Source organism: Kitasatospora sp. MBT63 (genome assembly GCF_000710465.2).
In the GTDB taxonomy this organism is placed as follows: domain Bacteria; phylum Actinomycetota; class Actinomycetes; order Streptomycetales; family Streptomycetaceae; genus Kitasatospora.
This window is the reverse complement of the sequence record NZ_JAIZ01000042.1, coordinates 1-13,851: the sequence shown is the minus strand read 5'-3', so window position 1 is coordinate 13,851 and position 13,851 is coordinate 1. Positions and strand designations below refer to the sequence as shown.

Sequence of the window (13,851 nt, the reverse complement as noted above, 5' to 3'; positions counted from 1 at the left end):
TCGTTCCTCATGGTCCGGGGCGGGGCCCCAGCCTACTCAGTCCCGCCCGCGGTCCTGCCGTGGCCGTCCTGCCGTGGCCGTCCGGTCAGTCGTCGTCCTCCTCCTCGCCGCCGACCTCCTCGCCCTCGGCCTCGTCGACCACCCAGGCGGAGAGCCGTTCGGCCACCCCGGTGACGCCGAGTTTGCCCTCCCGGATGGCCCGGGCCAGGCTGCGCACCTCGCGTGCGGTGGTGGCGACGCTGCAGCCGCTGGCCACCAGGTAGGAGTACGCGACGGCGGTGGCGAACAGCTCGTTGCTGCGCTCCAGCGCGGGGACCCGGATGAGCTGGTGCATCAGGGCGGCGGCGCGGTCCTGCGGCTCGGGGTAGACCGCGATGTCGAAGATCTCGGCCTGGTGGCGGGCGACCGCGGCCAGCAGTGATCCGTAGTCGATGACCTGCGGATCACCGGGGGTGTACTGCTCAGCGGTCATGAGCAGCCACGAGAGGTCGACCTCGAGGTTCAACGGCGCCCGCCCTGGGACTCGCCGGGACCGTGCTCGCCGAATTCGGCCAGGAAGGCCGTCTCGTACTCCTTCATGAACTGTGCGGCGGTGTCGACGAACAGTCGCCCCGCCTCGCCCATGTCCTGCTGGACGAGCTTCTCGATGTACTGGTTCATGCTGATCCCCTGCTGCTCGGCCCGCTCACGGGCCATCTCGGCGGTGGTCGCATCCACCCTGACGTTCAGCTGCTTCTTGGCCATAGTTCAAGCTAGCGCTGGGGTGCTAGCACGGCAAGGGCGCACGGGGGTCGCCGCCCGCTCCCCTGAGATGTCCGCTCACGCCCGGCCGGAAACCAGCCACCGGGCGTACCGTTCCTACGCTTTCCCCGCAGGCGAGTTGAAGGGTGATCAGGGCTGCGCCCCGCTCGGGTCCGCGGACGCCACCCGGTACGGGGGACCGGATGGCGGGAGCCACCGGAAACCGCACGTCCGGCCGCCGGACTGCCTCGGCCGTACGCCGTCGCCCGCCCGCGGCCGGACCCGGGCCGGGGGCCGCTCCGGCCCGTCCGCGCCGGGGGCTCCGGCCGCCGCCCGCGGCGGGGCGCCGGTGTCCCGGCTCAGGATGCCGCGCCCGCACGGACCAGGTGCGGGGCACGCCACTGGAGCGCGGTCGGCAGGAATGTCCAGAAGTCGCCCCCGGTGTCCCCCGGCACCCGCGTACCCGGCGCCCCGCGCCCCGCAACGGCACGAAACGACCGGCCCGGTCGAGTCCGTGGACTCGACCGGGCCGGTCGGACGCCCCGAAGGGCACTGCTTCACACCCCGGGCTCAGGCGGTACGGGCGCCCTGCGCCGGCTCCAGGATCGCCACGCACTCGAAGTGGTGGGTCATCGGGAACAGGTCGAAGGCCCGCAGCGAGACCGGCCGGTAGCCGCCCTCGCGGAAGTAGGCCAGGTCGCGGGCGAGCGCGGCCGGGTCGCAGGCCACGTACGCGATCCGGCGGGCCTCCAGGCCGGACAGGTGCGCGATGGTCTCCCGGCCCGCGCCCGCGCGCGGCGGGTCCAGGACGATCAGGTCGGTGGAGGTGATCCCGGTGCGCGGCAGCAGGGTCTCCACCTTGTCGCACTCGATCCGGACGTTCTCCAGGGCGGCCAGGTTGTGCCGGGCGTCGAGGACGGCCTGCTTGCCGGACTCGATGCCGAGCACCGCGCCGTCGTCACCGACCCGCTCGGCGAGCGCGCCGGCGAACAGGCCGACACCGCAGTACAGGTCGAGCGCGCTCTCGCCCCACTGCGGGTCGAGACCCTCCAGCACCGCCGACACCAGGGTGTCCGGCGCCTCCGGGTGGATCTGCCAGAAGCCGCCGTTGGAGACCCGCCAGGTCCGGCCCGCGGCCACCTCGCGCACGAAGGTGCGGCCGTGCACCCGGTGGAAGTTGTCGTGGTCGTCGATCCGGGAGATCGACACCGGCCGGTCCAGCTCGACGATCGGCAGCTGGGCGCCCACCTCGGGGACCAGCACCACCTGGCGGTCCGAGGACCCCGTCGCCGCGATCACGTCCACCGACTCGACGCCGGGCCAGCTGCGCGCCTCGACGCCCAGCTCGCTGACGCCCTCGGCGGCGATCAGGCAGCGGTCCACCGGCTGGATGTCGTGCGAGCGGTGCTTGCGCAGCCCGACCGACCCGCTGGCCGGGTCGACCACGTACTGCACCCGGGTGCGCCAGGCCGGCACCGCGCCGGGCGGCAGCTTGCCGCCGACCGGCTCGACGCTGCCGTCCCAGCCCGCCTCCGCCGCCGTCAGCCCGGCCAGCTTGGCGAGCTGCTCGGTGAGCACCTGGCCCTTGAGCTTGCGCTGGCCGCCCGGGGTGACGTGCTGCCAGTCGCAGCCGCCGCACTTGCCGGGGCCGGCGAACGGGCACGGCGCCTCGATCCGCTCCTTCGCGGCCTCCAGCACCTCCACCGCGTCGCCGCGCAGGAAGCGCGACTTGGTGGTGCCCTCGGTGATCTCGACGATCACCCGCTCCCCGGGCAGGGTGTGCCGGACGAACAGCACCCGGCCCTCGTGCCGGGCCACGCAGTGCCCGCCGCCGTGCGCCACCGCGCCGACCTCGACCTCGTAGCGCTCGCCGACCAGCGGCTCGCCGGGCGGGGCCTTCACCACGGTCTCGGCGGTGCGCAGCGCCTTCGGCGGCCGCACGGCCTGCTTGCGCGGCTGGCGGGCCTTGGGCGCCGCCGGGCGGTCCTGGCCGTCGCCCGCCGCACCCCGGGCCGGCTTCCCGGCGCCAGCGCCCTTGGCGGCGGCGGACCCCTTGGCGGGGGTGGCCTTGCCGGCCTCGCCCTTCGCCTTCGAGGCGGACTTCGGGCCGCCCTTCATCGCGCTCTTCGGCACGGCCGTCGGCCGGTCCTCGGACCGCTCGGACTCGCCGGGCGCCAGCGGCGCGGTCTGGGCGGTGAAGCCGTCGCGGTCGGTGGCGGACGGCCTGGCGGGCCGGTTGCTCCACCGCGGGTGGGCCACCTGCCCCGGCTTGCCGCCGGTCTTGGCGCCGGTCTTGGCGCCGGGCCGGCTCGGCCGGCCGGAGGAGCGGGGCGGGGTGTTGCGGGTCACTGGCATGCGTCCTTACGCGAGCGGTGCGGAGTCGTCGCGCGGGCCGGAACCCACGCTCTGCTGGTCGTCGGAGCTGGCCGCGGGCCGGTGCCGGGGCTCGCCACGGCGGACGGCACCCGGAGCGGACCAGGCCTTCTGCGGCTTGCGCCGCTCGGAGGACTCCAACTGCCAGGGTACGGAAGTCACCATCACCCCGGGCTTGAACAGCAGCCGGCCCTTGAGCCGCAGCGCGCTCTGGTTGTGCAGCAGGTGCTCGTACCAGTGCCCGACCACGTACTCCGGGATGTACACCGAGACCACGTCGCGCGGGCTGGAGCGGCGCAGGTTCTTGACGTACTCCAGCACCGGGCCGGTGATCTCGCGGTACGGCGAGTCGAGGACCTTCAGCGGCACCTCGATGCCGCGCTCGTCCCACTCGCCGCGCAGCGCCGCGGTGTCGACCGGGTCGACGTTGACGGTGACGGCCTCCAGCGTGCTCGCCCGGGCGAGGCGGGCGTACGCGAGGGCGCGCAGGGCGGGCTTGTGCAGCTTGGAGACCAGCACGATGGCGTGCACCCGGGTGGGCAGCACCACGTCGTCCGGCTCCTCGGCGGCGACCAGCTCGGCGGAGACCCGCTCGTAGTGGCGGCGGATCGCCTTCATCATCACGAACAGCACCACCATGGTGGCGATGGCGATCCAGGCGTGGCTGATCTTGGTGGCGAGCACCACGATCAGCACCGCCATGGTCATCACCAGGCCGAAGGTGTTGATCGCCCGGCTGCGCTGCATGTGGGAGCGCTTCTTGGGGTCGGTCTCGGTGCGCAGCAGCCTGGTCCAGTGCCGGATCATGCCGGACTGGCTCATGTTGAAGGAGACGAAGACACCGACGATGTACAGCTGGATCAGCCGGGTCGGGTCGGCGTCGAAGGCGACGATGAACAGGATCGCCGCGCCGGCCAGCAGGATGATGCCGTTGGAGAACGCCAGCCGGTCGCCGCGGGTGTGCAGCTGCCGCGGCAGGTAGCGGTCCTGGGCGAGGATCGAGCCGAGCACCGGGAAGCCGTTGAAGGCGGTGTTGGCGGCCAGCACCAGGATCAGGCCGGTGACGGCGGCGACGAAGTAGAAGCCGGGCGTGAAGTTGGAGAAGACCGACTCGGAGATCTGCGCCAGCGCGGTCTTCTGGTGGTAGTCGCCGGGCGCCCCGATCAGCTGCTCGGTGGGGTTCTCGGCCATCTGGACGCCGGTCAGGCGGGCCAGCCAGATGATGCCCATGAACATCACGACCGCGATGGAGGCCATCATCAGCAGCGTGGTGGCGGCGTTCTTGCTCTTCGGCTTGCGGAAGGCCGGCACGCCGTTGGAGATCGCCTCCACACCGGTGAGCGCGGCACAGCCCGAGGAGAACGCCTTGAGCAGCAGGAACACCATCGCGAAGCCGGCCAGCGACTCGTTGCCCGGGGTGGCCTCCAGGTGGAAGCCGGAGCTCTCGGCGTTCATGTCCTGGCCGAGCCCGAAGTGACGGAACGCACCGTAGACGACCATGCCGATCACGCCGACCATGAAGGCGTACGTCGGGACCGCGAACGCGCTGCCGGACTCCCGGACGCCGCGCAGGTTCATGCCCATCAGCACGATCACCACGACGACCGACAGTCCCAGCTCGTGGCCGCGCAGCGACGGCACGGCGGAGACCACGTTGGCGACGCCTGAGGTGGTGGAGACCGCCACCGTGAGGATGTAGTCCACCAGCAGGGCGCTGGCGACCACCAGCCCGGAGTTCGGGCCGTGGTTGACGGTGGCGACCTCGTAGTCGCCGCCGCCGCTGGGGTACGCGTGCACGTTCTGCCGGTACGACGCGACCACCGCCAGCATCACGATCGCGACGACGACGCCGATCTGCCAGGAGAAGTGGATCGCCGAGGCCCCGGCCAGGGACAGGGTGAGCAGGATCTCCTCGGGGGCGTAGGCGACGGACGACAGGGCGTCCGAGGCGAACACGGGCAGCGCGATCCGCTTGGACAGCAGGGTCTCCCCCAGCTTGTCGCTGCGCAGCGCGCGCCCGATCAGGATGCGTTTCGGAAGGTCAGCAGGCATAGGCACATCAAGGAATCGTAGGGGCTGCCGACAACGGAGCCGACGACCGGTGCCCCCTTGGTCGAGCCTGCGTTCGGCCGACCGGCTAGCGTGTCGGATGATGAGGTTGCGGGCAGCACTCCAGTTGCCCCTGCACAGACCCGGTTCGCGCACTTGAAGGCGGAACCGACGGATCGCCCACGAAACCAGGGCGCGGAAGGACGATGAGCGGTGTTTGCGCAGGTCATTAACCCAACGGACAGGGTGAGGTAGTCCCGTGCACATCGTCATCATGGGTTGCGGCCGCGTGGGCTCGGCCCTCGCCAGAGCACTCGAGAAACAGGGTCACTCGGTCGCCGTGGTCGACCAGGACCCGACCGCGTTCCGGCGGCTGGGTGCCGGATTCAACGGCCGCCGGGTGACCGGCGTGGGCTTCGACCAGGACACCCTGCGCGAGGCCGGCATCGAGGAGGCGGGCGCGTTCGCCGCCGTCTCCAGCGGTGACAACTCCAACATCATCGCCGCCCGGGTGGCCCGGGAGAACTTCGGCGTCGAGCACGTCGCCGCCCGGATCTACGACCCCCGCCGCGCCGAGGTCTACCAGCGCCTGGGGATCCCGACCGTCGCCACCGTCCGCTGGACCGCCGACCAGATGCTGCGCCGGCTGCTGCCCAGCGGCGCCGAGCCGCTGTGGCAGGACCCGAGCGGCAGCGTGCAGCTGGCCGAGGTCGCGTTCGCGCACGAGTGGGTCGGGCACAAGCTGAGCGCGCTGGAGGAGGCCGCGGGCGTCCGGGTCGCGTTCGTCACCCGGCTCGGCGAGGGCACCCTGCCCACGCCGTCGATGGTGGTCCAGGAGGGCGACCTGGTCCACGTCATGCTGCGCCGCTCCGAGCTGGCGTCGGTCGAGGCCGCGTTCGCGCAGGGCCCCGAGGAGGAGGGTCACTGATGCGAGTCGCCATTGCCGGGGCCGGTGCGGTCGGCCGCTCGATCGCGGGCGAGCTGCTGGAGAACGGCCACGAGGTCCTGCTGATCGACAAGAACCCGAACTCCATCTCGGTGGAGCGGGTCCCGATGGCCGAGTGGCTGCTCGCGGACGCCTGCGAGATCACCTCGCTGGACGAGGCCGCCCTGCAGCGCTGCCACGTGGTGATCGCCGCCACCGGCGACGACAAGGTCAACCTGGTCGTCTCGCTGCTGGCCAAGACCGAGTACGGCGTGCCGCGGGTGGTCGCCCGGGTGAACAACCCGAAGAACGAGTGGCTCTTCAACGAGTCCTGGGGCGTGGACGTCGCCGTCTCCACCCCGCGCCTGATGTCGGCCCTGGTCGAGGAGGCCGTCAGCGTCGGCGACCTGGTCCGGCTGATGCGCTTCAGCCAGGGCAACGCCAACCTGGTCGAGCTGACCCTGGCGGACGACGCCCGGCTGGTCGGTACCCGGGTCGGGGACGTCGAGTGGCCGGTGGACACCGCGCTGGTGAGCATCATCCGCGAGGGCCGGGTGCTGGTGCCCGCCAAGGACGACACCCTGGAGGGCGGCGACGAGCTGCTCTTCGTGGCCGCCCAGGAGCGCGAGGAGGAGCTGGAGGACCTGCTGTCCGCCGAGACCGGCGCGAAGTAGCTCCTGCTGCCCCCGCACACGCCGGAGGGGCCGTACCCGGTCGGGTACGGCCCCTCCTCGCGTCGGTCGGGCCCGCTCAGTCCTCGATCTCCGCCTTGATCGGCGCCGGGGCCTTGAGCAGGATCCGCCAGGTCACGTACATCGCCAGCGCCAGGGCCGGGATGCCGAGCGCCGTCTTGAGCCAGCCCAGCAGCGAGGTGTTGTGGGTGAAGTACAGCGGGAAGAGGATCACCGGCTTGATGCCCATGATCACCACCCAGGCCCAGGTGGCCTTGGTGTACGCGGCCAGCCGGCCGGGGTTCTGCTTGCGCCAGGTGAACATCTCGCCGGTGACCGGGCCGAGCATCAGGCCGACCAGCGGCCAGCGCACCAGCGCCGAGACGGCCAGCACCAGGCAGTAGCCGACGTTGTAGAGCAGCCCGGGCAGGTAGAAGTCCTCGGCCTTGCCGGTCTTCATCGCGATCCAGGCGCCGATCGCCACCCCGAAGACGCCGCTGAAGGCGTGCTGGATGGTCTCCCGCCGGGCCAGGCGCACCACGACGAAGAGGGCGCTGAGGCCGAGCGCGGCCCAGGCGGCGGCGGCCACCTGGTGGGTGATGTTGAAGGTGAGGATGAAGACCAGACCCGGGAGGGTCATGTCGATCATTCCCCGGACCCCGCCGAAGGCCTTCATCACGGTGTCGGCGGCCTCCTTGGAGGCCGCTTCGTCCGCTGCCCTGCGGTCGGCCTCGGACTGCTCCCACTGCTCGGCGGCCGACGTCACCACCGTCTCGGTCAGCGTGTGGTCGACGTATCCGGCGAGGTCGTCGCCGGGGGCGGCGGTGCGGGCGGCGGGCTCGCCGCCGGGCAGGTTGGTCACGCTGATTCGCTCCCGTGTCCGACCGGACGCAGCTCGTACCGAGGGTTGAAGAGCACGCGGCGGCCGCGTGCGTGGCTGATCCGGCCGCTGGCGATGAGCCGGCGGCCCGGCTCTATGCCGACGATCGAACGGCGGCCCAGCCAGACCACGTCGAGCGCGTCGCTGCCGTCGAAGAGCTCCGCCTCCAGCGCGGGCACCCCGGCCCGGGGCCGGAGCGTCACGGTGCGCAGGGTCCCGGCCACGGTGACCACCTCACGGTCGCCGCAGCTGGCGATCGGCGTGCACCCGGACTCCGCGGTGTCCTGCCGCAGCTCCTCGGCCTCGAGCTCTTCCGGGGAGGAGGTCAGCCGGCTGAGCATCCGCCGGAACCGGCCCTGCGGCTGCACGCTGCTGTTGTCACCACTCATGCCGGAAGGGTACCGGTTTCGCCGCCCCCGGTGGCGGGTCTCCAGGTCAGCGCCGCGGGCGGTCACGGCTCGAAGCGGTAACCCATGCCCGGCTCGGTGATGAAGTGCCGCGGGTGCGAAGGGTCGGCCTCCAGCTTGCGGCGCAGCTGCGCGAGGTAGACCCGCAGGTAGTTGGTCTCCTTGTGGTACGCCGGGCCCCAGACCTCCTGGAGCAGCTGGGTCTGGCTGACCAGCCGGCCGGAGTTGCGGACCAGTACCTCGACCAGGTGCCACTCGGTCGGGGTGAGGCGGATGTCGACGCCGTCCCGGTTGACCTTCTTGGCGGCCAGGTCGACGGTGAAGGTCTCGGTGGTGACCACCGAGTCGTCCTCGCCGGCCACCGGTTCGGCCCGGCGCACGGCCGCCCGCATCCGGGCCAGCAGCTCGTCCATCCCGAACGGCTTGGTGACGTAGTCGTCGGCGCCGGCGTCCAGCGCCTCGACCTTCTCGTCGGAGGCGTGCCGGGCGGACAGCACGATGATCGGCACCCTGGTCCAGCCGCGCAGCCCGCGGATCACGTCCACGCCGTCCATGTCGGGCAGGCCGAGGTCGAGCACCACCACGTCGGGGTGGCGGGCGGCGGCCAGTTCGAGGGCGCTCGCACCGTCGTGGGCGGCGTCCACCTCGTACTTCCGGGCCTTCAGGTTGATCACCAGGGCGCGGACGATCTGCGGTTCGTCGTCCACGACGAGGACCCGGGTCATACGGGCTCCGCCTTTCGGTCGGTCGGCATCGGCTGGTGGTCGGGCAGGTCGACGGCGGGCAGGGTGACCACCATGGTGAGCCCGCCGCCCGGGGTGTCCTCGGCGGCCACGGTGCCGCCCATCGCCTCGACGAAGCCGCGGGCGACGGCCAGGCCGAGGCCGACGCCGGCGCCGCGCGGGGCGTCACCGTAGCGCTGGAACGGCGCGAAGATCCGCTCGCGGGCCTCCTCGGGCACCCCGGGCCCGCGGTCGACGATCCGCAGCTCCACCCGGCCGTCGGCGCCGGCCGGCTTCAGGGCGTCCGCCTTGACCAGCACCCGTTGGCCGTCGGGGCTGTACTTGACGGCGTTCTCGATCAGGTTGGCGAGCGCCCGCTCCAGCAGCCCGGCGTCGGCGTGGATCATCGGCAGGGTCTCCGGCACGTCCAGCCGGACCTCCTCGGGCGGCACCCCGCCGAGCGCGTACGGCACCACCTCGTCCAGGTCGGTGGGCTGGATCAGCGGGGTCACCGTGCCGGTCTGCAGCCGGCTCATGTCGAGCAGGTTGTTGATCAGGTGGTCGAGCCGGTCGGCGCCGGTCTCGATACCGGCCAGCAGCTCGGCCTCGTCCTCCTCGTCCCACTCGACGTCCGCCGAGCGCAGCGAGGTGACGGCGGCCTTGATGCCCGCCAGCGGGGTGCGCAGGTCGTGCGAGACGGCGGCGAGCAGCGCGGTACGGATCCGGTTGCCCTCCGCCTCGCGGCGGGCGGCGGCGGCCTCCCCGGCCAGCCTGCGGCGGTCCAGCAGCACCGCGGCCTGGGCGGCGAAGGCGCCGAGCAGCCGGCGGTCCTCGGCGGGCAGCACCCGGCCGCGCAGCACCAGCGCCAGCCGGTCGCCGACGGGTACGTCCACGTCGGCCTGCTCGGGGCGCGCCGGCGGGCGCACACCACTGGCCGCCAGGCTCTGCCACGGGCCGTGCGGGTCCGGGCGCTCCAGCAGCGCGGCCGCCTCGGCCTGGAAGGTCTCCCGGACCTGGTCGAGCAGGGCGGTCAGCACGCTGTCGCCGCCCGGTAGCGCCTCCCCGGCGGGCGCGCCGCGCAGCACGGTGCCGGCCAGGGCGCTCAGGGTCTGCGCCTCGGCCTGGCTGCGGGCGGCCTGGTGGGTGCGGCGGGCGGCCAGGTCGACCACCGAGGCGACCGCGATGGCGACCGCCGTGAAGATCGCCACGGCGAGGATGTTCTGCGGCTCGGAGATGGAGAAGGTGTGCAGCGGCGGGGTGAAGAAGTAGTTCAGCGCGCTGGAGCCGATCAGCGCCGAGGCGACGGCCGGCAGCAGCCCGCCGACCAGCGCGGCGCAGACCGTCAGCGACAGGAACAGCAGCATGTCGGTGGGCAGCCCGAAGGAGTGCACCTGGGTGAGCAGCAGCGCCAGCAGCGGCGGGCCGGCCACCCCGATCAGCCAGCCCGCGACCGTGCGGGTCCGTCCGAGGTCGGTGATCCGCCGGACCGGGATCCGGCCGCGGCCCGCCGCCGCGTGCTCGTGGGTGACCATGTGGACGTCGATGTCGCCGGAGTCCCGGGTGACGGTCGAGCCGACCCCGGGGCCGTACACGTACTGCCAGGGGCGGCGGCGGCTGCTGCCCAGCACGATCTGGGTGGCGTTGACGCCGCGGGCGAACGCCAGCAGGCCGGCCGCCGGTTCGTCGCCGAGCACGGTGTGGAAGCTGCCGCCGAGGCTCTCCACCAGCGCCCGCTGCTCGATCAGCGCGTGCGGCGAGCCCTCGCCGGACAGGCCGTCCGAACGGGCGATGTGCACCGCCAGCAGTTCGCCGCCGGCCCCGCGGTCGGCGATCCGGGCGGCCCGGCGGATCAAGGTGGCGCCCTCGGGCCCGCCGGTCAGGCCGACCACGATCCGCTCGCGGGCCTGCCAGGTGCCCTGGATGCCCTGCTCGGCCCGGTAGCGCTGGAGGTACTCGTCGACCCGGTCGGCCGTCCAGAGCAGGGCCAGTTCGCGCAGCGCGGTCAGGTTGCCGGGACGGAAGTAGTTGCCCAGCGCGGCGTCGATCTTCTCCGGGGCGTACACGTTGCCGTGCGCGAGGCGGCGGCGCAGCGCCTGCGGCGACATGTCGACCAGTTCGATCTGGTCGGCCCGGCGGACCACCTCGTCCGGGACGGTCTCGCGCTGCCGCACGCCCGTGATGCCCTCGACCACGTCGCCGAGCGACTCCAGGTGCTGGATGTTGACGGTCGACACCACGTCGATGCCGGCCGCCAGCAGCTCCTCGACGTCCTGCCAGCGCTTGGCGTTGCGGCTGCCGGGCACGTTGGTGTGGGCGAGCTCGTCCACCAGGGCCACCTGCGGGCGGCGGGCCAGCAGCGCGTCCAGGTCGAGCTCGGCGAACCGCGCGCCCCGGTGGGTCAGCAGCCGCCGTGGAACCGTCTCCAGGCCCTCGGCCAGCGCGGCCGTCAGCGGACGGTCGTGGTCCTCGACCAGACCGGCCACCACGTCGGTGCCGCGGTCCTGCCGCCGGTGCGCCTCGGAGAGCATGGCGTACGTCTTCCCCACGCCGGGGGCGGCCCCCAGGTAGATCCGCAGCCTGCCACGTGCCATGAGCACCATTCTGGTCCGGCCCGGGGGGCATCACCCCGGACAACTGTTCGCCACCTGCGAGACTACGGCTTTTCGAGTGAATCTCCCTGGTTCGATACGGTTCAACGGCGGTTTTAGCACGTTATTGACGGCCCGGCCGGCGGTTCACGCCGCCGCCACGGCCGCGCAACACCCCGCCGGGACAATCGACCGCATGCTCTCCCTGGTCGCCCCCGTCCCCGCCGGCCGCGCACCGCTGCCCGTAGAGGGCGGCGGCGTCGGCGCCGTCCTGCGCACCGTCCTGGCCGACGGACCGCTCACCCGGGCCGCCCTCGGCCGGGCCACCGGCCTCAGCCCGGCCGCCGTCTCCCGGCACACCGCCGACCTGAGCGCACTCGGCCTGCTGCGCGAACTCCCGCCCCGGGAAGGCCCGCCCCGGGCCGGCCGCCCCCAGCTCCCGCTGGACATCGACACCCGCCACCACCTGGCGGCCGGCGTCCACATCGGGGTGCCCTGGCTCACCTTCGGCCTGCTGGACCTGCGCGGCCGGGTGGTCGCCCACGAGCGGGTGCCCCGGCGCGGCGACGCCGCCGCCGTGCTGCGCACCGTCCGCGGCCACCTGCCCGGCTTCGTCGCCCGCCGGGCGGCCGGCCGCTCCCTGCTCGGACTCGGCGTGGTCACCGGCGGCTGGGTCGACTCCGAGCGCGGCACCGTGGTCGAGCACGGACCGCTGGGCTGGCACGACGTCCCCGTCCGCGACCTGCTGGCCGGGGCCACCCGGCTGCCCGTCCACCTCGACGGGCACGCCCGCGCACTCGCCCAGGCCGAGCTGCTGTTCGGCGCGGGCACCGGAGCCACCGGGCTGGTCCAGCTGTTCGTCGGCAACGTGGTCGACGCCGCCATCGCCACCGGCGGCACCGTCCTGCGCGGCCACCGCTCCCGGGCCGGCGACATCGGCCACCTGCCGGTCCCCGGCTCCACCGAACCCTGCACCTGCGGGCGGACCGGCTGCCTGGAGGCCACCGTCTCGCAGGACACCGTGGCCCGCCGCGCGCACACCGGCGGGCTGATCCCGGCACCCGACTTCGACCTGCTGCTACGGCTGGCCGCCACCGGCGACCGCGGCGCGCGCCGGCTGCTGGAGGAACGGCTGGAGCGGACGGCGCCGGCCGCCGCCCTGCTGATCGACGTGCTCAACCCCGACGTCCTGGTGGTCAGCGAGGGCGGCCTGCTGACGCTGCCCGACCTCACCGGCCACCTCAGGGAACACGTGCTGCGGCACACCAGGGCGCAGCCCCCGCCGCTGGTCACCGGCGCCTCCTTCGGCCGGGACATCCTCGCCGTCGCAGCCTGCGCCGGGGTCCTGGACAGCGCGTACCAGCGCCCGATGGAGCTGCGGACCGCACGCGCACTGTGATGCTGCCGCACCGTCAACGCGGCATTAATTCCACGGCCCGGCGAATCGTTGTCCGGCCCGCCGACCGCCTGGACGATGGCAGCTGACCCCTTCACTCCTCCGGAACCGGAGCCGTTTCGCCATGCCCGAAGACCGCCAGCTGCACTTCAACCTGTTCCTGATGGGCGTCGGCCACCACGAGGCCGCCTGGCGCCACCCGCGGACCGACCCCGGCCGGGCCGCCGACATCGCGCACTTCCAGCACCTCGCCCAGGCCGCCGAGGCCGCCTCCTTCGACTCGGTCTTCCTCGCCGACGGCGTCGAGGCCCGCGCCGCCGGCGGCTGGGGCCTGATCAGCCACTTCGAGCCGTTCACCCTGCTCACCGCACTCGCCGTGGTGACCGAGCGGATCGGCCTGATCGGCACCGCCTCCACCGGCTTCTCCGAGCCGTACAACCTGGCCCGCCAGTTCGCCTCGCTCGACCACATCAGCCACGGCCGGGCCGGCTGGAACATCGTCACCTCGGCCGGCGACCGCGCCGCACAGAACTTCGGCCGCGACGCGAACCAGGAGCACGCCGTCCGCTACCGGCGCGCCGACGAGTTCCTCCAGGTCGCCACCGCCCTGTGGGACAGCTGGGAGGACGGCGCGCTGCTGCTCGACCGCGAACGCGGCACCTTCGCCGACCCCGCCAGGGTGCACGAGATCGACCACGTCGGCGAGCACTTCAAGGTCCGCGGCCCGCTGAACATCCCGCGCAGCCCGCAGGGCCACCCCCTGCTGGTGCAGGCCGGCTCCTCCGACAACGGCCGCGCCTTCGCGGCGCGCTGGGCCGAGGCCGTGTTCACCGCCCAGCAGACCCTCGCCGAGGGACAGTCCTTCTACGCCGCCCTCAAGCGGCAGGCTGCCGACGCCGGCCGCGACCCGGCCGGCCTCAAGGTGCTCCCCGGCGTGGTCCCGGTGCTCGGCTCCACCGAGGCCGAGGCCAAGGCGCTCGACCAGGAACTCGACGACCTGATCGACCCGGCCCGGGCGATCGGCGTCCTGTCCACCGTCCTCGGCGTCGACCTCACCGACCACCCCCTGGACGCCCCCCTGCCCCCGCTGCCCCCGGTC

The 13,851-nt window shown here is 73.2% G+C and carries 12 protein-coding genes; 4 read left to right on the top strand and 8 right to left on the bottom strand.

Annotation, left to right across the window (positions count from 1 at the left end):
- Positions 1-85: 85 nt before the first annotated feature.
- The 4 genes from AA75_RS02795 to AA75_RS02780 form a co-directional block, all read right to left on the bottom strand.
- On the bottom strand, positions 86-505 hold the full coding sequence (locus AA75_RS02795; protein WP_033818081.1) for a hypothetical protein: 420 nt from the start codon (positions 503-505) through the stop codon (positions 86-88).
- Positions 502-744, bottom strand: a complete 243-nt coding sequence (locus tag AA75_RS02790; protein ID WP_033818080.1) for a toxin-antitoxin system HicB family antitoxin — start codon at positions 742-744, stop codon at positions 502-504. The genes AA75_RS02795 and AA75_RS02790 overlap by 4 nt, the downstream gene beginning before the upstream one ends.
- A gap of 567 nt (positions 745-1,311) precedes the next feature.
- Positions 1,312-2,643 (bottom strand): class I SAM-dependent RNA methyltransferase, encoded by a 1,332-nt coding sequence (locus tag AA75_RS02785; RefSeq protein WP_033818098.1) that lies wholly within the window; start codon positions 2,641-2,643, stop codon positions 1,312-1,314.
- A 459-nt stretch (positions 2,644-3,102) separates the two neighbouring features.
- Positions 3,103-5,166, bottom strand: coding sequence for an APC family permease (locus AA75_RS02780; protein WP_033818079.1), 2,064 nt, complete (start codon positions 5,164-5,166; stop codon positions 3,103-3,105).
- Between the two features lie 256 nt (positions 5,167-5,422).
- Between AA75_RS02780 and AA75_RS02775 the strand changes: the two genes are divergently transcribed.
- Positions 5,423-6,091, top strand: a complete 669-nt coding sequence (locus AA75_RS02775; protein ID WP_033818078.1) for a TrkA family potassium uptake protein — start codon at positions 5,423-5,425, stop codon at positions 6,089-6,091.
- Positions 6,091-6,762: a TrkA family potassium uptake protein gene (locus AA75_RS02770; RefSeq protein ID WP_033818077.1), complete on the top strand. Its 672-nt coding sequence runs from the start codon at positions 6,091-6,093 to the stop codon at positions 6,760-6,762. Before AA75_RS02775 ends, AA75_RS02770 begins: the two co-directional genes overlap by 1 nt.
- 76 nt (positions 6,763-6,838) lie before the next feature.
- On the opposite strand, the gene AA75_RS02765 is transcribed toward AA75_RS02770, so the two are convergent.
- From AA75_RS02765 to AA75_RS02750, 4 genes are all read right to left on the bottom strand, one after another.
- Positions 6,839-7,621, bottom strand: coding sequence for a DUF3159 domain-containing protein (locus AA75_RS02765; RefSeq protein ID WP_233288895.1), 783 nt, complete (start codon positions 7,619-7,621; stop codon positions 6,839-6,841).
- A complete protein-coding gene (locus AA75_RS02760; protein ID WP_033818076.1) occupies positions 7,618-8,028 on the bottom strand; it encodes an OB-fold nucleic acid binding domain-containing protein in 411 nt (136 codons plus the stop codon). The genes AA75_RS02765 and AA75_RS02760 overlap by 4 nt, the downstream gene beginning before the upstream one ends.
- Before the next feature lie 62 nt (positions 8,029-8,090).
- Complete coding sequence (locus AA75_RS02755; protein WP_033818075.1) at positions 8,091-8,771, bottom strand: response regulator; 681 nt, start codon at positions 8,769-8,771, stop codon at positions 8,091-8,093.
- A complete protein-coding gene (locus AA75_RS02750; RefSeq protein ID WP_033818096.1) occupies positions 8,768-11,359 on the bottom strand; it encodes a sensor histidine kinase KdpD in 2,592 nt (863 codons plus the stop codon). The genes AA75_RS02755 and AA75_RS02750 overlap by 4 nt, the downstream gene beginning before the upstream one ends.
- A gap of 193 nt (positions 11,360-11,552) precedes the next feature.
- On the opposite strand from AA75_RS02750, the gene AA75_RS02745 reads away from it, so the two are divergent.
- Together AA75_RS02745 and AA75_RS02740 are read left to right on the top strand one after the other, a co-directional pair.
- Positions 11,553-12,755, top strand: a complete 1,203-nt coding sequence (locus AA75_RS02745; RefSeq protein WP_051811684.1) for an ROK family transcriptional regulator — start codon at positions 11,553-11,555, stop codon at positions 12,753-12,755.
- Between the two features lie 121 nt (positions 12,756-12,876).
- Positions 12,877-13,851, top strand: a 975-nt coding sequence (locus AA75_RS02740) for an NtaA/DmoA family FMN-dependent monooxygenase (protein ID WP_033818074.1), incomplete at its 3' end; no start/stop codon positions are given.